20 protein-coding genes are annotated in these 19,284 nt (G+C 64.3%); 16 read left to right on the forward strand and 4 right to left on the reverse strand.

Annotation, left to right across the window (positions count from 1 at the left end):
* The first annotated feature begins 197 nt into the window (after positions 1-197).
* The 8 genes from CAG46_RS26710 to CAG46_RS26745 all read left to right on the forward strand — a co-directional run bounded on the left by CAG46_RS26710 (position 198) and on the right by CAG46_RS26745 (position 8,471).
* Entirely contained in the window at positions 198-650 is a 453-nt protein-coding gene (locus tag CAG46_RS26710; RefSeq protein ID WP_025337266.1) for a MarR family winged helix-turn-helix transcriptional regulator, read from the forward strand.
* Entirely contained in the window at positions 647-2,734 is a 2,088-nt protein-coding gene (locus tag CAG46_RS26715) for an FUSC family protein (RefSeq protein ID WP_085619339.1), read from the forward strand. The genes CAG46_RS26710 and CAG46_RS26715 overlap by 4 nt, the downstream gene beginning before the upstream one ends.
* The gene (locus tag CAG46_RS26720; RefSeq protein WP_003255905.1) at positions 2,731-2,943 is read left to right on the forward strand and encodes a DUF1656 domain-containing protein; all 213 of its coding nucleotides are present in this window, start codon (positions 2,731-2,733) and stop codon (positions 2,941-2,943) included. Before CAG46_RS26715 ends, CAG46_RS26720 begins: the two co-directional genes overlap by 4 nt.
* Positions 2,940-3,815: an HlyD family secretion protein gene (locus CAG46_RS26725; RefSeq protein WP_010951565.1), complete on the forward strand. Its 876-nt coding sequence runs from the start codon at positions 2,940-2,942 to the stop codon at positions 3,813-3,815. Before CAG46_RS26720 ends, CAG46_RS26725 begins: the two co-directional genes overlap by 4 nt.
* Positions 3,812-5,230: an efflux transporter outer membrane subunit gene (locus CAG46_RS26730; protein ID WP_015268531.1), complete on the forward strand. Its 1,419-nt coding sequence runs from the start codon at positions 3,812-3,814 to the stop codon at positions 5,228-5,230. The genes CAG46_RS26725 and CAG46_RS26730 overlap by 4 nt, the downstream gene beginning before the upstream one ends.
* A gap of 556 nt (positions 5,231-5,786) precedes the next feature.
* A complete protein-coding gene (locus tag CAG46_RS26735) occupies positions 5,787-6,062 on the forward strand; it encodes a hypothetical protein (protein WP_085619341.1) in 276 nt (91 codons plus the stop codon).
* A complete protein-coding gene (locus CAG46_RS26740) occupies positions 6,059-6,310 on the forward strand; it encodes a DUF3077 domain-containing protein (RefSeq protein WP_023662451.1) in 252 nt (83 codons plus the stop codon). Before CAG46_RS26735 ends, CAG46_RS26740 begins: the two co-directional genes overlap by 4 nt.
* 217 nt (positions 6,311-6,527) lie before the next feature.
* On the forward strand, positions 6,528-8,471 hold the full coding sequence (locus CAG46_RS26745; RefSeq protein WP_085619344.1) for an FTR1 family protein: 1,944 nt from the start codon (positions 6,528-6,530) through the stop codon (positions 8,469-8,471).
* 154 nt (positions 8,472-8,625) lie between these two features.
* On the opposite strand, the gene CAG46_RS26750 is transcribed toward CAG46_RS26745, so the two are convergent.
* Both CAG46_RS26750 and CAG46_RS26755 read right to left on the reverse strand, forming a co-directional pair.
* On the reverse strand, positions 8,626-8,871 hold the full coding sequence (locus CAG46_RS26750) for a TIGR02647 family protein (RefSeq protein ID WP_075044277.1): 246 nt from the start codon (positions 8,869-8,871) through the stop codon (positions 8,626-8,628).
* Positions 8,872-8,941: 70 nt separating this feature from the next.
* On the reverse strand, positions 8,942-9,244 hold the full coding sequence (locus CAG46_RS26755) for a hypothetical protein (protein WP_085591763.1): 303 nt from the start codon (positions 9,242-9,244) through the stop codon (positions 8,942-8,944).
* Between the two features lie 147 nt (positions 9,245-9,391).
* Between CAG46_RS26755 and CAG46_RS26760 the strand changes: the two genes are divergently transcribed.
* Positions 9,392-10,054, forward strand: a complete 663-nt coding sequence (locus CAG46_RS26760; RefSeq protein WP_085619345.1) for a glutathione S-transferase — start codon at positions 9,392-9,394, stop codon at positions 10,052-10,054.
* Positions 10,055-10,159: 105 nt separating this feature from the next.
* On the opposite strand, the gene argH is transcribed toward CAG46_RS26760, so the two are convergent.
* Positions 10,160-11,554 carry an argininosuccinate lyase gene (argH, locus tag CAG46_RS26765; protein ID WP_025337274.1) on the reverse strand — a complete coding sequence of 465 codons (1,395 nt, stop codon included), beginning with the start codon at positions 11,552-11,554 and terminating at the stop codon, positions 10,160-10,162.
* 297 nt (positions 11,555-11,851) lie between these two features.
* Between argH and CAG46_RS26770 the strand changes: the two genes are divergently transcribed.
* The 7 genes from CAG46_RS26770 (at position 11,852) to rsd (ending at position 18,354) form a co-directional block, all read left to right on the forward strand.
* Positions 11,852-12,595 (forward strand): LytTR family DNA-binding domain-containing protein, encoded by a 744-nt coding sequence (locus CAG46_RS26770; RefSeq protein WP_085619347.1) that lies wholly within the window; start codon positions 11,852-11,854, stop codon positions 12,593-12,595.
* Positions 12,596-12,838: 243 nt separating this feature from the next.
* Positions 12,839-13,780, forward strand: coding sequence for a hydroxymethylbilane synthase (hemC, locus tag CAG46_RS26775; RefSeq protein WP_085619349.1), 942 nt, complete (start codon positions 12,839-12,841; stop codon positions 13,778-13,780).
* The gene (locus CAG46_RS26780) at positions 13,777-14,544 is read left to right on the forward strand and encodes a uroporphyrinogen-III synthase (protein ID WP_085619351.1); all 768 of its coding nucleotides are present in this window, start codon (positions 13,777-13,779) and stop codon (positions 14,542-14,544) included. The genes hemC and CAG46_RS26780 overlap by 4 nt, the downstream gene beginning before the upstream one ends.
* Positions 14,545-14,589: 45 nt before the next feature.
* Entirely contained in the window at positions 14,590-15,690 is a 1,101-nt protein-coding gene (locus CAG46_RS26785; protein ID WP_084785108.1) for a uroporphyrinogen-III C-methyltransferase, read from the forward strand.
* Positions 15,687-16,925 carry a heme biosynthesis protein HemY gene (locus tag CAG46_RS26790; RefSeq protein ID WP_075044282.1) on the forward strand — a complete coding sequence of 413 codons (1,239 nt, stop codon included), beginning with the start codon at positions 15,687-15,689 and terminating at the stop codon, positions 16,923-16,925. The genes CAG46_RS26785 and CAG46_RS26790 overlap by 4 nt, the downstream gene beginning before the upstream one ends.
* Positions 16,926-17,146: 221 nt before the next feature.
* Complete coding sequence (locus CAG46_RS26795) at positions 17,147-17,653, forward strand: disulfide bond formation protein B (RefSeq protein ID WP_025337279.1); 507 nt, start codon at positions 17,147-17,149, stop codon at positions 17,651-17,653.
* Positions 17,654-17,883: 230 nt separating this feature from the next.
* A complete protein-coding gene (gene rsd, locus CAG46_RS26800; protein WP_085619353.1) occupies positions 17,884-18,354 on the forward strand; it encodes a sigma D regulator in 471 nt (156 codons plus the stop codon).
* A gap of 9 nt (positions 18,355-18,363) precedes the next feature.
* Here the strand turns inward: rsd and CAG46_RS26805 are convergent, their stop codons facing one another.
* Positions 18,364-19,002, reverse strand: coding sequence for an FKBP-type peptidyl-prolyl cis-trans isomerase (locus CAG46_RS26805; protein WP_085619355.1), 639 nt, complete (start codon positions 19,000-19,002; stop codon positions 18,364-18,366).
* Between the last annotated feature and the right edge of the window lie 282 nt (positions 19,003-19,284).

Raw genomic sequence — 19,284 nt, forward strand, 5'->3', positions numbered from 1 at the left:
CCCGCTCCCACAGGTACCGCGCATGGCTGAATCCTATGCAGCACCTGTGGGAGCGGGTTTACCCGCGAAGAGGCCGGCACAGGCAGGCCAGAAGGCCCAGCATGAACAACAATTCATCCATTCCCCTGGTTGACGACAGGGGGAGGCACAGGCGTATATTGATAGTTAGCAAACTATGAATATCCTTGGTTCCTGTCATGTCCCTTGATCTCCTGCGCCTGCAAGTCAGCAGTGGCATGGTGGTTGCCGCCCGCCATTGGCGGCGCATCTGTCATACCGCCCTGACCGGTTACGGCATTTCCGAGGCTTGCGCCGCGCCGTTGCTGATGATCGTGCGCCTGGGTGACGGCGTGCATCAGGTGGCCGTGGCCCAGGCCGCCGGCCTGGAAAGCCCGTCGCTGGTGCGCCTGCTCGACCAGCTGTGCAAGGCTGGCCTGGTATGCCGCAGCGAAGACCCACTGGACCGCCGCGCCAAGGCCCTGAGCCTGACTGCCGAAGGCCGCACCCTGGCCGAGTCCATCGAAGCCGAACTGGTGCGCCTGCGCCGCGAGGTGCTGCATGGCATCGACCAGGCCGACCTGGAAGCCGCCTTGCGCGTGCTGCGTGCCTTCGAAGCCGCCGGCCTGGGCAACACAGGCGGGGCAGCATGAACGGTTTCTTCAGCTCGGTGCCCCCGGCCCGCGACTGGTTCTATGGCGTGCGTACCTTTGCCGCCTCCATGATCGCCCTGTACATCGCCCTGCTCATGCAGTTGCCGCGACCCTATTGGGCCATGGCCACGGTGTACATCGTCTCCAGCCCGTTCCTTGGCCCCACCAGCTCCAAGGCCCTGTACCGTGCCGTGGGCACGCTGCTCGGTGCCGGCGGGGCGATTTTCCTGGTACCACCGCTGGTGCAATCGCCGTTGCTGCTGAGCATCGCCATCGCCCTGTGGACCGGCACCTTGCTGTTCCTTTCGCTGAACCTGCGCACCGCCAACAACTATGTGCTGATGCTGGCCGGCTACACCTTGCCGATGATTGCCCTGGCGGTGGTCGACAACCCGCTTGCTGTGTTCGATGTGGCGTCTTCCCGCGCCCAGGAAATCTGCCTGGGGATCGTCTGCGCGGCGGTGGTCGGGGCGATCTTCTGGCCACGACGGCTGGCGCCAGTTGTAGTCGGTGCCACTGGTAGCTGGTTCACCGAAGCGATCCGCTACAGCGACACCTATCTGGCCCGCCAGGCCAGCGCAGACCAGGTTGGCGGCATGCGAGGGGCGATGGTCGCCACCTTCAACTCGCTGGAGCTGATGATCGGCCAGCTCGGCCATGAAGGCGCTGGTCCGCACACCCTGAAGAATGCCCGCGAGTTGCGCGGGCGCATGATCCACCTGCTGCCCGTGATCGATGCCCTCGACGACGCCCTTGTCGCCCTCGAAGGCCGCGCCCCGGCACAGTTCGCCCAGTTGCAACCGTTGCTCGATGCTGCCCGCGAATGGCTCAAGGGCACCGTCGACAGCGCCTCCGTCGCCCGCTGGACCGCCCTGCACGAACAGATCGAGCGCCTGCAGCCCGGCGCCGCTGCCCTCGACCAGCGCGCCGAACTGCTGCTGTCCAACGCCCTGTATCGCCTGACCGAATGGGCCGACCTGTGGCAGGACTGCTGCAGCCTACAACATGCCCTGCGCAGCGACGATTCCAACCCCTGGCGCGCGGTGTACCGCCACTGGCGCCTGGGCCGCCTGACGGCGTTCTTCGACCGTGGCCTGATGCTGTATTCGGTGGCCTCAACCGTGCTGGCGATCGTTGTCGCCTGCGGCTTGTGGATTGGCCTGGGTTGGAACGACGGCGCCAGCGCAGTGATCCTCGCCGCCGTGTCGTGCAGCTTCTTCGCAGCCATGGACGACCCGGCGCCGCAGATCTACAGGTTCTTCTTCTGGACGCTGATGTCGGTCATCTTCTCCAGCCTGTACCTGTTCCTGGTGCTGCCCAACCTGCACGACTTCCCGATGCTGGTGCTGGCCTTCGCCGTGCCATTCATCTGCGTTGGCACCCTGACCGTGCAGCCGCGCTTCTACCTGGGTACCTTGCTGACCATCGTCAACACCTCGACTTTCATCAGCATCCAGGGCGCCTACGATGCTGACTTCTTCACCTTCCTCAATTCCAACCTGGCCGGCCCCGTGGGGCTGCTGTTCGCCTTCATCTGGACCTTGGTGATGCGCCCGTTCGGCGTGGAGCTGGCAGCCAAGCGCATGACCCGCTTCGCCTGGCGCGACATCGTCGAAATGACCGAGCCGGCCACCCTGGCCGAGCACCGCCAGGTCGGTGTGCAGATGCTCGACCGCCTGATGCAGCACCTGCCGCGCTTGTCGCAAACCGGGCAGGACAGCGGCGTGGCACTGCGCGACCTGCGCGTGGGGTTGAACCTGCTCGACCTGCTGGCCTACATGCCGCGTGCCGGGCAGCAGGCTCGTGAACGCCTGAACACGGTAGTCGAGGAAGTCGGCGCGCACTACGCCGCCTGCCTGCGCGTCGGCGAGCGCCTGCACGCCCCGGCCGCGCTGCTGCGCAACATGGAGCGCGCGCGCCTGGCGCTGAACCTGGATGAGCTGTACGAGCGCGGCGATGCCCGTACCCACCTGCTGCACGCGCTGAGCGGCCTGCGCCTGGCGCTGCTGCCGGGCGTGGAGGTGATGCTCGAGCCAGCCGAACAACCGCAACTGCCCCCCGGCCTCGACGGAGCGCCCCTGTGATTGGTGAACTGGATATCAGCGGGGTATTCCTGCCCACGCTGCTGGTGATGATGTTTGGCACCTACCTGCTGTTCCTCGGGGTGCACGCGGTGCTGGTGCGCCTGCATTTCTACCGTCTGGTCTGGCACCGGGCGTTGTTCAACGTTGCTCTGTATGCCGTGCTGCTTGGTGCGGTGGACCACTTTTGCCGAAACCTGATGCTGCCATGAAAAAACCTTTGCTGACCCTGGGCCGTGTGGTCCTGACCTTGCTGGTAGTGACCTTCGCCGCCGTGCTCGTGTGGCAGATGGTGGTGTACTACATGTTCGCCCCCTGGACCCGCGACGGCCACATCCGCGCCGACGTGATCCAGATCGCCCCGGACGTGTCCGGGCTGATCCAGAAGGTCGAGGTGCGTGACAACCAGACCGTCAAGCGCGGCGATGTGCTGTTCACCATCGACCAGGACCGCTTCACCCTGGCCCTGCGCCAGGCCAAGGCGACCCTGGGTGAGCGCCAGGAAACCCTGGCCCAGGCCTCCCGCGAAGCGCAGCGCAACCGCAAGCTGGGCAACCTGGTGGCCGCCGAGCAGCTGGAGGAAAGCCAGTCCCGCGAGGCCCGTGCCCGTTCCGCCGTCAGCGAAGCGCAGGTGGCCGTCGATACCGCCCAGCTCAACCTCGACCGCTCGGTGGTGCGCAGCCCGGTGGACGGTTACCTGAACGACCGAGCACCGCGTAATCACGAATTCGTCACCGCCGGCCGCCCGGTGCTGTCGGTGGTCGACAGCGCCTCGTACCACGTCGATGGCTACTTCGAGGAAACCAAGCTTGGCGGTATCCACATCGGCGATGCCGTGGACATTCGCGTCATGGGCGACAACACCCGCCTGCGTGGCCATGTGCAAAGCTTCGCCGCCGGCATCGAAGACCGTGACCGCAGCAGTGGCGCCAACCTGTTGCCCAACGTCAACCCCGCATTCAGCTGGGTGCGCCTGGCCCAGCGTATTCCGGTGCGCATCGCCTTTGATGAAGTGCCGCAAGACTTCCGCATGATTGCCGGGCGAACCGCCACGGTGTCGATCATCGAGGGCCAGCGCCCATGAAACAGCTGATCCTGGCGGGGCTGTGCCTGTCGTTGGGGGCCTGCATGATGGTCGGCCCCGACTATGAGGTGCCGAAGGACGCGGCGGTGCAACGCAGCGACCTCAACGGCCCGCTGCGCCAGGATGCCGACAGCGTGGTATCGGCACCGGTGCCTGAGGACTGGTGGCAGCTGTATCAGGATCAACGGCTGAACGAGCTGGTGCGCCAGGCCCTGAGTGCCAACACCGACCTGCGCGTGGCTGCCGCCAACATTGCCAAGGCGCGCGCCCAGGTCGAAGTGGCTGAGTCGCAAGGTGGCTTCAACGGCGGCGTCAAACTTGGCGCCCAGCGCCTGCAGGAATCGGGCGAGGCCTTCCTGCTGCCAGAGAAAGTGCCGGTGGCCAACATCGGCGAAGCCATCATCAGTGCCTCGTACCAGTTCGACCTGTGGGGTACTTTCAAGCGTGGCACCGAGGCGGCCAAGGCCAATGCCGACGCAGTGCAGGCCGCCGCCGATACTGCCCGCATCACCCTGGTGGCGGATGTGGTCAAGGCCTACACCCAGGTGTGCTCGGCCAACGAGGAATACCACATTGCCCGCGAGTCGCTCGACCTGCAGGAGCAGAGTGTGAAGCTTAACCAGCGCCTGCGTGATGCCGGGCGTGGCGACGAAACCCAGGTCACCCGTTCGCAGACCCAGTTCAAATCCTTGCGCGCCGAACTGCCACGCTTCAAGGCGGAGCGCGAGACCGGCATGTACACACTGGCTGCCTTGTTGGCAAAACCGGTTGATCAGCTGCCTGCCGGCACTGCCGATTGTGCCGAGCTGCCGCACCTGAACCAGCTGGTCCCGGTGGGCGATGGCGCGGCGTTGCTCAAGCGCCGTCCCGACGTGCGTCAGGCCGAACGGCAGCTGGCCGCTGCCACTGCCTACATCGGCGTGGCCACCGGCGCCCTGTACCCGGACATCAGCATCGGCGCCCAGGTTGGCACCATCGGTATCCTCGAGAACCTTGGCGAGCCGGCGACCAACCGCTGGGGCTTCGGCCCGCAGATCAGCTGGACCATCCCCACCAACGGCACCCGCGCCCGCATTCGCATGGCCGAAGCCTCGACCCAGGCCGCCCTGGCGAATTTTGATGGGGTAGTGCTGAACGCCATTCGCGAGACCCAGACCCGCCTGGCGCAGTACAGCGCTCTGCTGGACCGGCGTGACGCGCTGGCCGAGGCGGAGAAGTCGGCCAAGGAGGCGGCGGACCAGACGCACCGGTATTACCAGGCGGGGCGTGAATCGTTCCTGGCCGACCTGCAGGCGACGCGCACCTATACCGACATGCGCGCGCAGCTGGCCGCGGCCAATAGCCAGGTGGCGCAGGGACAGATTGGGGTGTTCCTGGCGTTGGGTGGGGGGTGGAAGGGCACCGCCAAGCCTTGAGGCCCAATCGCCGGCAAGCCAGCTCCCATAGAGCTGCACATAACTTACTGATTTAGCGGGGACCCTGTGGGAGCGGGCGTGCCCGCGAACACCGGCGCAGCCGGTGCCAGCCACCGCGTTGAATTCTTCGCGGGCACGCCCGCTCCCACATGTACTGCGCTGTTTTCGAGCCCTGTAGTCCACCTGTGGGAGCTGGCTTGCCGGCGATCGAGGGCAAAGCCCTCGCCTAGGCCCTAGAGCTGTAAGACATTTCCGAACCTGAAACCAAATGCTTCAGTTCGGACGCCCTGTCGAATTATCCTACAGCACCTGTCGGAAGGTGCTGTCTTGGCTGGAAAGTGTTCCCGGAATACTGTCGCGGGGTCGCCTCGCAAGGCGATCGGGATTGAGACCCCCGGACTCACAGAACGCACCGCTTAATGGTGGTCGTGCGCGGGCAGGCTTTCGCCTGGTCGGGTTTTCCTGTGAGCCCGGGTCTCACCCCTCGCACGACTGCCACCCAATTCCGTGAGACGAAGAGGATTGCAGTTCATAGTTATTCACAAGGAATGCAATTATGAACAAGCTCGTCCCCGATCCACCAGTTACCGATCTGCTTCTGCTCGACCCTCCCGCACTCTCACTAATCGATCCACTCAGCCCCAAAAACTGCGAAGAGCTGATCAGCGCCATCACCCTGACCATCGACCACACCACCACAGTCCTGCTCGACAACCCTCCCGGCGACATTCGCAATGCCATGGGCATGAATATTCGATTGCTCTGCCGCCTGATCAATGCCGTGTGCGACCGCACCCATGCAACCTGCCACGATCAAGGAGCGACCCGATGAGCGATGATCCAAGAGACTCTGCAACCGCAGGTGTGGAAACCTTCGACTTGTTCCGCCTGCAGCCCAATGTGCCGTTCAGCCATGCTTTCTCGCAGCTATCTGTGCTGCTGGGCTGTATTCGCCACCTGACCACCGAAGCGGAAATGGAAAACGACCGCATTGCTGGCAGCGCTGCGCGGATACTAAGCGAGATGGCCAAGGCTTTGATCGATGATATGGAGCGGGGGATGAACAAGGTTCTTCAATAACCCTAAAGACCCCGGGGCCGCTGTGCGGCCCATCGCCGGCAAGCCAGCTCCCACCTCGACCGCATCTCCCTCAAGCCATGTGCAATACCTGTGGGCAGGCAACACAAGACAGACTCTCCCACAGGTTCAGCGCATCCCCTCTCTTCATCTGATTTGTACCAAGATTTTTCATGAAATCCGCCCGGCACCCTTGAGCGAAGCAAAGTGGAAGTGAACAATGTTCTCTTTCGCATTCCCTTCGAGACTGGCCATGAAAACCCGTTCCCGACTGCTTGCCTGGCTGCCGGTTATATTGCTCGGCCCGGTGCTGGCGCTGTGCAGCACCCTGGCGTTGGCCGAAGCCCCCGCCGAGGCCACCAAGGCCCTGCACCTGCTGGACTACATTGGCGCCGACTACCCGCCCACCGTGCAAGACGGCAAGGTGATCGACGATGGTGAATACCGCGAGCAGCAGGAGTTCAGCGCGGTATTGGCCGACCTGGTCAAAGGCCTGCCTGCGCATGCTGAGCAAGCAGCCCTGGAGCAGGGCGTCCAGGCGCTGCGCCAGGCCATCGACCAGCGTCAGGACGGCCCAACGGTGGCCAAGCAGGCCCGTCAGCTGGGCGCGCGCCTGGCAGTGGCCTATGAGGTCAGCCAAGCCCCGGTTATCACGCCTGACCCAGCCCGTGGCGCTTCGCTGTACGCGCAAAACTGCTCGATCTGCCACGGTGATAACGGCGCCGGCGACGGCCCGGCCGGCGTGGGCCTGGAGCCTGCACCCGCCAACCTGCGCGATGTTTCGCGCCTCGACCAGTTGAGCCTGTTCGACCTTTACAACACTCTGGCCCTGGGCATCGATGGCACCGAGATGCCTTCGTTTGCCGACCAGCTGGACGACCGCCAGCGTTGGGATGTGGCTGCCTACATCGCCAGCTTCACCGCCAAGCCAGAAGCCGGCAAAGGCGACAAGACCTGGAACATCGCCGACCTGGCCCGCCAGACCCCGGCCGAAGTCGCCGCCAGCGAAGGTGCCACGGCCGTGGAGGCGTTCCGCGCCCAGCGCGCCCAGCCGCCGCAGGTCAAGCGTGGCCCGGCGCAATTGCTCGAATACACCGCCAGCACTCTGGACAAGAGCCTGGCGGCCTACCGCGCAGGTGATCACGACCAGGCCTATGACCTGTCAGTGGCGGCCTACCTGGAAGGCTTCGAGCTGGTGGAAAGCTCGCTGGACAACATCGACACCCAGGCGCGCAAGGACACCGAAAAATCGCTGATGGCGTACCGTCAGTCGCTGCAGGACGGCTTGCCCGTGGCCCAGGCCGAGCAACGCCTGAGCGAAGCCAAGGCCAAGCTGGAGCAGGCTTCCAAACTGCTGGGCAGCGATGGCCTGAGCTGGTCGCTGAGCTTTGTATCCGGCTTGCTGATCCTGCTGCGCGAAGGCCTGGAGGCGATTCTGGTGCTGGCGGCGATCCTGGCCTTCCTGCGCAATACCGGCCAGCAGTCGGCGGTGCGCAGCGTCAACATCGGCTGGGGCCTGGCGCTGGTGGCTGGTTTCGCAACCTGGGCGCTGGCAGCCTACGTGATCGACGTCGGTGGCGCCCAGCGCGAACTGCTGGAAGGCTGCACGGCGCTTTTCGCCGCGGTGATGGTGCTGTGGCTTGGCGTGTGGATGCACGATCGCCGCCATGCCGCCGCCTGGCAGGACTACATCAAGAGCAGCCTGGTCGGTGGTGGCGGACGTTTCGGTTTTGCCGTGCTGGCGTTCTTCTCGGTTTACCGCGAACTGTTCGAAGTGATCCTGTTCTACGAAACCCTGTGGCTGCAGGCCGGCCCAGCCGGGCACCAGGCGGTGCTGGCGGGTGGTGCCACGGCGCTGGTGCTGCTGGTGGGGTTGGCCTGGGTGATCCTGCGTGGCTCGGCCAAGCTGCCGCTGTCGCTGTTCTTCAGCATCAACGCCGCGCTGCTATGTGCCTTGTCGGTGGTGTTCGCCGGGCATGGCGTGAAGGCGTTGCAAGAGGCCGGGGTACTTGGAACACGGCCGGTGGCGTTCTTCGAGTTCGACTGGCTGGGGATTCACGCTGACGCCTACTCGCTTTCGGCGCAGGCGCTGGCCTTGCTGGCCATCTTGTTCCTGTACGGGCGCTCACGCCTGGTGGAAAAGCGCAGAGTCACTGCTAACTGAAAGCCTCACGCGATCCCTTGCAGGAGCGGCCTTGTGTCGCGACAGGGCCGCAAAGCGGCCCCAGGATTTCAGCAGCGCTGCACTAATTGCTGGGGCCGCGGTGCGGCCCTGTCGCGACACAAGGCCGCTCCTACACACAGACCGCGAAGGGAACTCAGGCCGGTTGTGGTGCCTTGAGAATGTTCTGCAGCAACTGGACACTTTCGACAGCGTCATGACCCAGGCTGGTCAGGTAGCCGCCATCAGGTTGATCGGTCAGCCCCTTTTCATGCAGGCGTTGCGCGGCAGCTACCAGGTCGGGGGAAGCGTTCTTGTGAATCTTGATGCCTTCCTGGCTGCTGTCGTGCTTGAACAGCGAAAGGACTTCCAGTTCAGCGATCAGATCGGGGGTAAAAGGCATGGCGACTCCTGACTTCCAGACAAGGATGACGGCACCGTTCTACGGTGCCTGACCTTCGAGTGTAGCCGGGTTATTCGTCCTCGCCTTGATCCATCTCAGGCGGCAGTTCCGGCAGCGCGCGCAGGGCATTCTCGTACCACTCGCGGTCGAACTCGCGGTCTTCCACCAGCATGTTGTCAATTTCGAAGGCCAGTACATGGGCCATCAGGTTGAGAATGTCTTCGCGCTCGTAACCGACCAGGGTCAGTTTGTTGAACGTGGCTTTCGCCGCCGCCGGGTCGCCGCTTTCTATCTGGTTCTCGATGGCCTGGGTCAGCGTTGCCTCGGCGAAGGCTTCGTCGTCGTCATTGTCGATGTCGGTGGGCTCGCTCATGGCGGTACTCCTAGGGTGGGATGCACAGTGTGCCACGCCTGTGGCGGCAATGCCCGGGCATTGACGGGGCGCATGACGCTGGTCAGGAGCGGGCGTACGGTCTATAAAAGCCGGGCCAACCCCTTACGGCCTGGAGGCTGTTACCTCATGCTCAAGCTTCATGGATTCTCGGTCAGCAACTACTACAACATGGTCAAGCTGGCCCTGCTGGAAAAAGGCCTGCCCTTCGAGGAAGTCACCTTCTATGGCGGCCAGGCGCCACAGGCGCTGGAAGTGAGCCCGCGAGGCAAGGTGCCGGTGCTGCAGACCGAACACGGCTTCCTCAGCGAAACCAGTGTGATCCTCGACTATATCGAGCAGACCCAGGGCGGCAAGGCGCTGCTGCCGGCCGACCCGTTCGGGCAGGCCAAGGTGCGTGAGCTGCTCAAGGAAATCGAGCTGTACATCGAACTGCCGGCGCGTACCTGCTATGCCGAGTCTTTCTTTGGCATGTCGGTGGAGCCGCTGATAAAGGAAAAAGCCCGTGCCGACCTGCTGGCCGGTTTTGCCACGCTCAAGCGTAACGGCCGCTTCGCACCCTATGTGGCGGGTGAGCAACTGACCCTGGCAGACCTGATGTTCTGCTTCTCGGTCGACCTGGCCTATGCGGTGGGCAAGAAGGTGCTGAACATCGACTTCCTGGCGGACTTCCCGCAGGCCAACGCGTTGCTGCAGCTGATGGGCGACAACCCGCACATGGCGCGGATCGTGGCGGACAAGGAGGCGGCGATGCCGGCCTTCATGGAGATGATTCGCAGCGGCAAGCGCTGAGTCTGGTGTTGGACCCTTCGCGGGCACGCCCGCTCCCACAGGGAAACGATGTACCTGTGGGAGCGGGCGTGCCCGCGAACGAGGGCGAAGCCCTCGCAATGGGCCTTAACGCGAAGCCAGCAGCGCCTTGCCGCGGGCGACGGCCGCACGCACCTGCGCCGGTGCGGTACCACCAATGTGGTTACGGGCATTCACCGAGCCTTCCAGGGTCAGCACGGCAAACACGTCCTGCTCGATCTGGTCGCTGAACTGGCGCAGTTCGTCCAGGCTCATTTCGGCCAGGTCCTTGCCGGTGTCCACGCCATACTTCACCGCGTGACCCACGATCTCGTGGCAGTCACGGAACGGCAGGCCACGGCGTACCAGGTAGTCGGCCAGGTCGGTGGCGGTGGAGAAACCGCGCAGGGCCGCTTCACGCATGATGGCGTGCTTGGGCTTGATTGCCGGGATCATGTCGGCAAAGGCACGCAGCGAGTCGCGCAGGGTGTCGGCGGCGTCGAACAGTGGTTCCTTGTCTTCCTGGTTGTCCTTGTTGTAGGCCAGCGGCTGGCCTTTCATCAGGGTCAGCAGGCCGGTCAGGGCGCCGAACACACGGCCGCTCTTGCCACGTACCAGTTCCGGCACGTCCGGGTTCTTTTTCTGCGGCATGATCGAGCTGCCGGTGCAGAAGCGGTCTGGCAGGTCGATGAACTGGAACTGCGCGCTGGTCCACAGCACCAGCTCTTCGGAGAAGCGCGACAGGTGCATCATCGCCACGCTGGCGGCGGCGCAGAATTCGATGGCGAAGTCGCGGTCCGACACGCCGTCCAGCGAGTTGCCGGCCACGGCTTCGAAGCCCAGCAGCTTGCAGGTGAGTTCACGGTCGATCGGGTAGGTGGTGCCTGCCAGCGCGGCGCTGCCCAGGGGCATGCGGTTGGCACGCTTGCGGCAGTCGACCAGGCGCTCGTAGTCGCGGCTGAGCATTTCGAACCAGGCCAGCAGGTGGTGGCCGAAGGTGACCGGCTGGGCCGTCTGCAGGTGAGTGAAGCCGGGCATGATGGTCTCGGCTTCACGCTCGGCCTGCTCCAGCAGACCCTGCTGCAGGCGGGTGATTTCGGCCAGGATCAGGTCGATTTCGTCGCGCAGCCAAAGGCGAATGTCGGTGGCCACCTGGTCGTTGCGGCTACGGCCGGTGTGCAGCTTCTTGCCAGTGATGCCGATACGGTCGGTCAGGCGTGCTTCGATGTTCATGTGCACGTCTTCGAGGTCGACACGCCAGTCGAAGGTGCCAGCCTCGATCTCGCCCTGGATGGTCTTCAGGCCATCGATGATGGTGTCGCGCTCGGCATCGCTGAGCACGCCGACTTGCGCCAGCATGGTGGCATGGGCGATCGAACCCATGATGTCGTGGCGGTACAGGCGCTTGTCGAAATCGACCGAGGCGGTGAAACGGGCGACGAAGGCGTCGACGGGCTCACTGAAGCGGCCGCCCCAGGACTGATTGGTCTTGTCGGTGCTCATGGATTCACTCATTGCAGGCGTGAACGAAAAAGTGGCGCCGATGATAGCAGGGTTTGGGCTGGCCGCCGCAGGGCGCTGGTCGAGAGAAATACGCGGAAAACGATAGAGAAGGATTTGCAGGAATGAACGGCAGTGTTCCACGGACCGTCTACAGTTGGACAGAGGACTGGCAGTGAATCTGCCGGCCGAGTGAATCTTTGGCCATCGCACCGGTCTAGAGCGTGACCTTAGTGTCGCTCGAACCATACCTGTCTACGCTATACCTGTGCGAGACTCATTCAGGAATCCAGCGCAATTATGAATGTCCTGATCGTTGATGACGAACCCCAAGGCCGTGAGCGGCTTAGCCGGCTGCTCGGCGAACTGGAGGGTTACACCGTGCTGGAGCCTAGCGCCACCAACGGCGAGGAGGCCTTGGCGCTGATCGAAAGCCTCAAGCCCGATGTGGTCCTGCTGGACATCGGCATGCCGGGCCTGGACGGCCTGCAGGTTGCTGCTCGCCTGTGCGAGCGCGAGGCGCCGCCGGCGGTGGTGTTTTGCACCGGGGACGATGAATACGGTGCCGAGGCTTTCAAGGACAGTACCCTCAGCCATGTGACCAAACCTTTCCAGGCCCAGGTCTTGCGCGATGCCTTGCGCAAGGCTGAAAAGCCCAACCGCGCCCAATTGGCGGCGCTCACCAGGCCGGCCAATGAAGGCGGTGGCCCGCGTAGCCACATCAGTGCCCGCACGCGCAAAGGCATCGAACTGATCCCTTTGCCCCAGGTGATCTATTTCATTGCCGATCACAAGTACGTGACCTTGCGCCACGAGGCCGGGGAAGTACTGCTCGACGAGCCCCTCAAGGCCCTGGAAGACGAGTTTGGCGAACGTTTCGTGCGTATCCACCGCAATGCGCTGGTCGCCCGTGAGCGTATCGAACGCCTGCAGCGCACGCCGCTGGGGCATTTCCAGCTATACCTGAAAGGCCTGGACGGTGACGCCCTGACCGTCAGCCGGCGCCATGTGGCCGGTGTGCGCAAGATGATGCAAACCCTCTGAGCCCTTTGCGCAAGTCTGTGGATTTGCTCGGGCCTTGTGGGAGCGGCCTTGTGTCGCGAAAGGGCCGCAAAGCGGCCCCAGCAAATTATGCATCACTGCCGAAATCCTGGGGCCGCTGTGCGGCCCTTTCGCGACACAAGGCCGCTCCCACAGCAAACCACGCATGGCCTGTTGATCCGTATCTGCTAGCGATACCGGCGATGCTGTTATCATCGACAGCATTTCTCTGGATCGGGGCGTTCCATGTCCACTCGCGAAATCCGCATTGCCACCCGTAAAAGTGCCTTGGCCCTGTGGCAGGCCGAATACGTCAAAGCCCGCCTCGAGCAGGCCCACCCCGGTCTGCTGGTGACCCTGGTGCCCATGGTCAGCCGTGGCGACAAGCTGCTCGACGCGCCGCTGGCAAAGATCGGTGGCAAGGGCTTGTTCGTCAAGGAACTGGAAACCGCCCTGCTGGACAACGAAGCCGACATCGCCGTGCATTCGATGAAGGACGTGCCCATGGACTTCCCCGAAGGCCTGGGCCTGTATTGCATCTGCGAGCGGGAAGACCCGCGCGATGCCTTCGTTTCCAATACCTTTGACAGCCTCGATGAGCTGCCTGCCGGCAGCATCGTCGGTACCTCCAGCCTGCGTCGCCAGGCCCAGTTGCTGGCGCGTCGCCCGGACCTGCAAATCCGCTTCCTGCGCGGCAACGTCAACACCCGCCTGGCCAAGCTGGATGCCGGTGAGTACGACGCCATCATCCTCGCCGCCGCCGGCTTGATCCGCCTGGGCTTCGAAAACCGCATCACCTCCGCCATCAGCGTCGATGACAGCCTGCCGGCTGGCGGCCAGGGCGCGGTGGGCATCGAATGCCGCAGCGCCGACCAGCAAATCCACGCGCTGCTGGCGCCGCTGCACCATGCCGATACCGCCGACCGGGTGGTGGCCGAACGCGCCCTGAACAAACGCCTGAATGGCGGCTGCCAGGTACCGATTGCCTGCTATGCGGTGCTGGAAGGTGACCAGCTGTGGCTACGTGGCCTGGTCGGCCAGCCCAGCGGCGGTACCCTGCTGGTGGCCGATGCCCGCGCCCCACGTACTGCCGCCGAAACCCTGGGCGTGCAGGTGGCCGAGGACCTGCTGGGGCAGGGCGCCGAGGCCATTCTCAAGGAAGTCTACGGCGAGGCCGGCCACCCGTGAGTTCGTGGCGCCTGTTGCTGACCCGGCCTGCCGAGGACTGTGCGGCACTGGCGCAAAGCCTGGCAGCGGCGGGGGTAGCCAGCAGCTGCCTGCCGCTGCTGGCAATCAAGCCCGTCGTTGTGGATAACCAGCAACGCCTGTTGCTGGAAGGCCTGCAGGGCTTCCAGGCGATCATCGTGGTCAGCAAGCCGGCAGCCCGGTTGTTGCTTGAGCAACTGGCCGATGCCGGCCTGCAGCCACCCGTGCAAGGCTGGTTCACTGTGGGCGAGGCAACCGCCGCCGTGCTGCAGGGTGCGGGCCTGGCGGTGAGCTTCCCGCCACGTGGCGATGACAGCGAAGCGTTGCTGGCGCTGCCAGCCCTGCGCCAGGCAGTTGCCGTACCGGCACCGCGGATCTTGATCGTTCGTGGCGTCGGAGGTCGCGAACTGCTGGCAGAGCGTCTTGCAGAGCAAGGTGCTAGTGTCGATTATCTGGAACTGTATCGTCGCTGCCTGCCGGCTTACCCACCAGGTACCCTGATGCGCCGCATCGAAGCGGAACGCCTCAATGGCCTGGTGGTCAGCAGTGGGCAGGGTTTTGAACACTTGCAGCAGATGGCCGGCGCCGATTGGCCGCAGCTGGCGCGTCTGCCGCTGTTCGTGCCCAGCCCTCGGGTTGCCGAGCAGGCCAGGGCCGCCGGGGCCCAACAGGTTGTGGATTGCCGTGGCGCCAGTGCCACGGCCTTGCTGGCAGCCGTGCAGCGCAGCGCTGCACCTGCCTCTTAAGGCGCTAAGCTGAACGCGATGCGCCCCCATGCAAAGGATGGATACGTGAGCGAGACTGTCTTGTCCAATAACGATCAGCCGTCGGCACAAGCGCCGGCGGAACCCGTCACCACCCCACCTGCCAAGCGCTCCGGCAGTGGCCTGGCAACGCTGGCCCTGCTGTTGGGCGCGGCCGGGGTGGCGGTAGGTGGCTGGGGTGTCTGGCAGGTGCGTCAACTGCAAGGCAGCGAATTCAACCAGGGCCAGCACATCGAGGCGCTGAACCAGCGCGCCGAAGCCCTGCAGCAGCGTGAACAGCAGATCAGCGCGCAACTGGCCAGCCTGCCGGCGGCCAGCGAGCTGGAAGACCGCCGCCGCCTGGTGGCGCAGTTGCAAGGCGACCAGCAACGCCTCAGCCAGCGCCTGGAAACCGTACTGGGCGAAAGCCGCAAGGAATGGCGCCTGGCCGAGGCCGAGCACCTGCTGCGCCTGGCCACCCTGCGGCTGTCTGCGCTGCAGGACATCACCAGTGCCAAGGCTTTGGTCGAGGGGGCGGACGAGATCCTGCGCGAGCAGAGCGATCCGGGTGCCTTCGCCGCCCGTGAGCAACTGGCGCGCAGCCTGGCCACGCTCAACAGCACCCAGCAACCGGACCGTACCGGCCTGTTCCTGAAACTGGCCGCTCAGCGTGAGCTGGTGCAGCAACTCAGCGCCCAGTCGCCGGAGTTCGACACCAATGCCGATGCCTTGGGCGCGCTCACCGCCGATGGTGACGGCGCCAGTCGCCTGTCCCAGTGGTGGGCCGAGATCTCCAAGTACTTCCAGATCGACTTCAACGCCGATGACAACGTGCGTCCGCTGCTGGCCGGGCAGCAACTGAACCAGCTGCGCCTGGCCCTGAGCCTGACCATCGAGCAGGCCCAGTGGGCAGCGCTCAATGGCGACAGCAAGGTGTACACCCAGGCGCTGGACGACGCCCGCAGCGTGCTGCTGGCCAACTTCAACGCCGACAACCCGCAAAGCAAGGCCATGCTTGACAGCCTCAACGCCCTGGCCGAGCAGCCGGTGTCGGTGGTTACCCCCGACCTCAGCGAAAGCCTGGCCGCAGTGCAGGCCTATATACAGCGCCGCCACCTGCCGGCCGAGGCTGAAGGGGGCAAGCCATGAAGCGTGTCTACCTGCTGGCCGTGCTGGCGATCGTGGTCGCCGCGGCGCTGGGTATTGCGGTCGCCAAGCACAGCGGCTACGTGCTGATCTCCTATGGCAGCTTCCGCTACCAGTCGGGGCTGTGGGCGGCCCTGGCCGGCTTGCTGGCTGTAGTGCTGCTGCTGTGGCTGGTGCGCTACCTGGTCGGCCTGGTGCTGACTTCCAGCGGCGTGGTCAACCCGTGGTCGCGGCGTAATCGCAGCCGGCGCGTTCGTCTGGCCATCGAGCAGGGCCAGTTGGACCTCGCGGAGGGCCGTTGGGCCAGTGCCCAGCGCCATCTGCACCGTGCCGCCGAGGCCGAGCGCCAGCCGTTGCTGTACTACCTCGGTGCCGCGCGTGCCGCCAACGAGCAAGGCCGAACCGAAGACAGCGACAACCTGCTGGAACGTGCCCTGGAGCGCCAGCCGCAAGCGGAACTGGCTATCGCCCTGACCCATGCACAGTTGCAGATGGACCGTGGCGAAAGCGACGGCGCCCTCGAAACCCTGCTGGCCATGCAGGAGCGCCACCCGCACAACGGCCAGGTGCTGCGCCTGCTGCAGCGCCTGCACCTGGAGCGCGGCGACTGGTCGGCACTGATCCGCCTGCTGCCCGACCTGCGCAAGGGCAAGGTGCTGCCGGCCGCCGAGCTGGCTGCCCTGGAGCAACGTGCCTGGGGCCAGAACCTGAGCCTGGCCACCACCCGTGGCGAGGATGCGCAAAGTGCCCGTCAGGCCCTGGAGCGCGCCTGGCAGCAACTGACCGCAGCCCAGCGCCAGGAGCCACAGCTGGTGCTGGCCTATGCCGAGCAATTGCGCCAGGTGGGTGCCCAGAGCGAAGCCGAACAAGTGCTGCGTACCGCCCTCAAGCGTGAATACGAAAGCCACCTGGCCCGCCTGTACGGCCTGGTGCGCGGCGATGACCCGGCGCGCCAGCTGCAAACAGCCGAAGGTTGGCTCAAGGCCCACCCGCAAGATGCCAGCCTGCTGCTTACCCTGGGCCGTCTGAGCTTACAGAACCGCCTGTGGGGCAAGGCGCGCGACTACCTGGAAAGCAGCCTGCGCATGGAGCGCAACCCCGAAGCCTGTGCCGAGCTGGCGCGCCTGCTCGCTGGCCTTGGCGAGACCGAGCGCAGCAACCAGCTGTTCCAGGAGGGCCTCGGCCTGCTGGACGAGCGCCTGCTAGCCCTGCCTTTGCCCGAAGGCGTACGCGCCTGACCTACCCCAGGGCCCGCGCAAAGGCGCGGGCCTTGGGGGCGGGTAACCTTTCTCTCGATGTAAGTTAGATCTGCAATCCATTTCTTCAGACGTTTCCTACTGCATAGTTGGAAATTTCCTTCGCGATTCAGCGACTTGTCGTTGCTGTCGCGCCTTGAAACAAAGCGCGTCTTTCCTCTACCGTTTCAGGCCACTTCATTATTCCGGGACCTTCACCGCCCATGTTGCCGGCCCGTTTGCGCACCTTTTTCCTACCTGCCTGCCTTGCTGCACTGGCGGTACTGGCCGCGTCCTTCCACCTGGAAAGCGTCCTCGGGCTGGTGCCCTGCCCGTTGTGTTTCAGCCAGCGGCTGCTGCTTGGCCTGTACGCGCTGCTGTGCCTGGCGGCGGTGCTGCAGGCACCAAGTACGGCGGGCATTCGCTGTTACGCGCGGGCGACGCTGGGCTGTTCGCTGGCCGGGGCGTTGCTGGCAGCGCGACATGTCTGGTTGCAAGGGGATGACGGGGCCATCCCGGTCTGCCCGGTGCCGCTCGGGCGGCTGTTCGAGCAATCCTGGGGCGAGGCGGCCCGGCAATTGTTGTTCGGCGGCCCGGATTGCAACTCGCTGGCCTGGAGCTTTCTCGACCTGACCCTGCCCGAGTGGAGCCTGCTGGCCTTCCTGCTGCTGGCGGTGCTGCCCTTGAGTTGCCTGCTGGCGTATCGTTTCCGCACCCTGGCGAGAACATGACCTGGCGCAAGGTTGCGCCATTGGCACGACCAATGGCCATGTAACAGGGTATTAAACACTTGTATGAACTTTGTCCGCTGCGTACCTTGAAGGGCAGCACGCGCGGGAATAATCTCCCAGCACGCATACCGAAAACACAACTGCTCGATGCCGCCTGCTGATGTCACCTTTGTGCTGCACGGTCGTGGTGCGAGGTGCAGCGGCATCTACCCAGAAGGGAAGAGATCGCCATGCTCGATAGTTGTCAGAACGCTCAGGAACGCTGGGGTGGGGTTCACAAACTGATCGACCGCTGGCTGGAGGAGCGCCAGGAACTGGTGCAGGCTTTCCGCGCGCTGCGGGTTGCCAAGCCGGCCTTCGCCGACAAGGACACGAACGGGGAGTTTTGCACGCTCCTTGTCGACTACGTTTCGGCGTGGCATTTCGAAGTCTGCGAGCAGCTGGTCAGTGAGGCCAAGGCCTTCGGCGACGAGAAGGCGCTGAAGCTGGCCGAAGAGATCAACCCACGGATCAACGACAGTACTCAGGTCGCACTGGCCTTCAATGACCATTGCGCCAAGGGTGAATGCAAGGACACCGAACGCTTTGCCGAAAAGCTGGGCAAGCTGGGTGGCCTGCTGCACGAGCGCTTCGAACTGGAAGACTGCCTGATCGAAGTGTTGCACAACGCGCACAAGGAAGAAGACGCGGTCCAGGCCTGAGGGTTGGCGTCAGTCGCCAACCGCCAGCAGTTCGATCTCGAACACCAAGGGTGTATAGGGTTCGATCAGGTCGCCCGCGCCCTCGGCGCCATAAGCTTGCGCTGAGGGAATCACCAGGCGCCATTTGGCGCCGGTGTGCATCTTTGGCAAGGCCACCTGCCATCCTTCGATTACTGAGTCCAGGCTGAACCACTGGGGCGTCTGGTTCTGGTCGAACACCGAACCGTCTGGCAGCCTGCCCACGTAGCGCACCTGCACCTTGCCACCGGCTTTGGGCTGCGCGCCCGTACCTGCTTGCAGTTCGCTGTAGAGCACGCCCTCCGGTAGTTCGTGCACGCCATAACGACCACGCTCGGTGGCCATGAAGCGTGTTTCGGCAGCTTGAAGTTTCTGCATGGCGGCATCGCCTTCCTGGGCTTCCTGCTGCTGGAGCAAGGCCTGCATGCGTGCCTTGTCGAGTTTCAGCGGTTGCCCCTGGTAGGACTGGCGCAGGCCTTCTACCAGCGCATCCAGTTGCAGGCCCGGCATATCCTGGCGCAGCCGCTCACCCAGGCTGGCGCCGATACTGTAGGCGAGGTCATGTTCTTCGCTGTCGGCCAAGGCGATGGGTGCCAGCAGGCATAAACCTAAAACAAGATATCGAGGCATGGTGAGTTCCTGCGCCAATGAGCGGGGAAGTATGCCAGTGTTCGTTATTTGTATTTGCCTTTTTACGCCCGCTGTAGGAGCGGCCTTGTGTCGCGAAAGGGCTGCGGAGCAGCCCCGGCGATATTTGCCCTGGCGCTGACACCGGGGCCGCTCTGCGCCCCATCGCGACACAAGGCCGCTCCTACAGGGGGCTGTGCAGTACAGATAATTGCCAAATATCAGCAATGATTTATTCAGCAACTACACTTGCTCGGAGCTGCAAGATAACAACTTTGCCCAGGC

The sequence above is a fragment of the Pseudomonas sp. B23(2017) genome (assembly GCF_002113725.1).
GTDB lineage: Bacteria > Pseudomonadota > Gammaproteobacteria > Pseudomonadales > Pseudomonadaceae > Aquipseudomonas > Aquipseudomonas putida_Z.

Bases quoted from the DNA above. Each gene is read 5' to 3' on its own strand.
- CAG46_RS26805 (WP_085619355.1), bottom strand. From the start codon at position 19,002: ATGCCTCGATATCTTGTTTTAGGTTTATGCCTGCTGGCACCCATCGCC.
- CAG46_RS26725 (WP_010951565.1), top strand. From the start codon at position 2,940: ATGAAAAAACCTTTGCTGACCCTGGGCCGTGTGGTCCTGACCTTGCTG.
- CAG46_RS26755 (WP_085591763.1), bottom strand. From the start codon at position 9,244: ATGAGCGAGCCCACCGACATCGACAATGACGACGACGAAGCCTTCGCC.
- CAG46_RS26795 (WP_025337279.1), top strand. From the start codon at position 17,147: ATGTTGCCGGCCCGTTTGCGCACCTTTTTCCTACCTGCCTGCCTTGCT.
- CAG46_RS26730 (WP_015268531.1), top strand. From the start codon at position 3,812: ATGAAACAGCTGATCCTGGCGGGGCTGTGCCTGTCGTTGGGGGCCTGC.
- CAG46_RS26745 (WP_085619344.1), top strand. From the start codon at position 6,528: ATGTTCTCTTTCGCATTCCCTTCGAGACTGGCCATGAAAACCCGTTCC.
- hemC (WP_085619349.1), top strand. From the start codon at position 12,839: ATGTCCACTCGCGAAATCCGCATTGCCACCCGTAAAAGTGCCTTGGCC.
- CAG46_RS26710 (WP_025337266.1), top strand. From the start codon at position 198: ATGTCCCTTGATCTCCTGCGCCTGCAAGTCAGCAGTGGCATGGTGGTT.
- rsd (WP_085619353.1), top strand. From the start codon at position 17,884: ATGCTCGATAGTTGTCAGAACGCTCAGGAACGCTGGGGTGGGGTTCAC.
- argH (WP_025337274.1), bottom strand. From the start codon at position 11,554: ATGAGCACCGACAAGACCAATCAGTCCTGGGGCGGCCGCTTCAGTGAG.
- CAG46_RS26770 (WP_085619347.1), top strand. From the start codon at position 11,852: ATGAATGTCCTGATCGTTGATGACGAACCCCAAGGCCGTGAGCGGCTT.
- CAG46_RS26735 (WP_085619341.1), top strand. From the start codon at position 5,787: ATGAACAAGCTCGTCCCCGATCCACCAGTTACCGATCTGCTTCTGCTC.
- CAG46_RS26790 (WP_075044282.1), top strand. From the start codon at position 15,687: ATGAAGCGTGTCTACCTGCTGGCCGTGCTGGCGATCGTGGTCGCCGCG.
- CAG46_RS26750 (WP_075044277.1), bottom strand. From the start codon at position 8,871: ATGCCTTTTACCCCCGATCTGATCGCTGAACTGGAAGTCCTTTCGCTG.
- CAG46_RS26715 (WP_085619339.1), top strand. From the start codon at position 647: ATGAACGGTTTCTTCAGCTCGGTGCCCCCGGCCCGCGACTGGTTCTAT.
- CAG46_RS26760 (WP_085619345.1), top strand. From the start codon at position 9,392: ATGCTCAAGCTTCATGGATTCTCGGTCAGCAACTACTACAACATGGTC.
- CAG46_RS26740 (WP_023662451.1), top strand. From the start codon at position 6,059: ATGAGCGATGATCCAAGAGACTCTGCAACCGCAGGTGTGGAAACCTTC.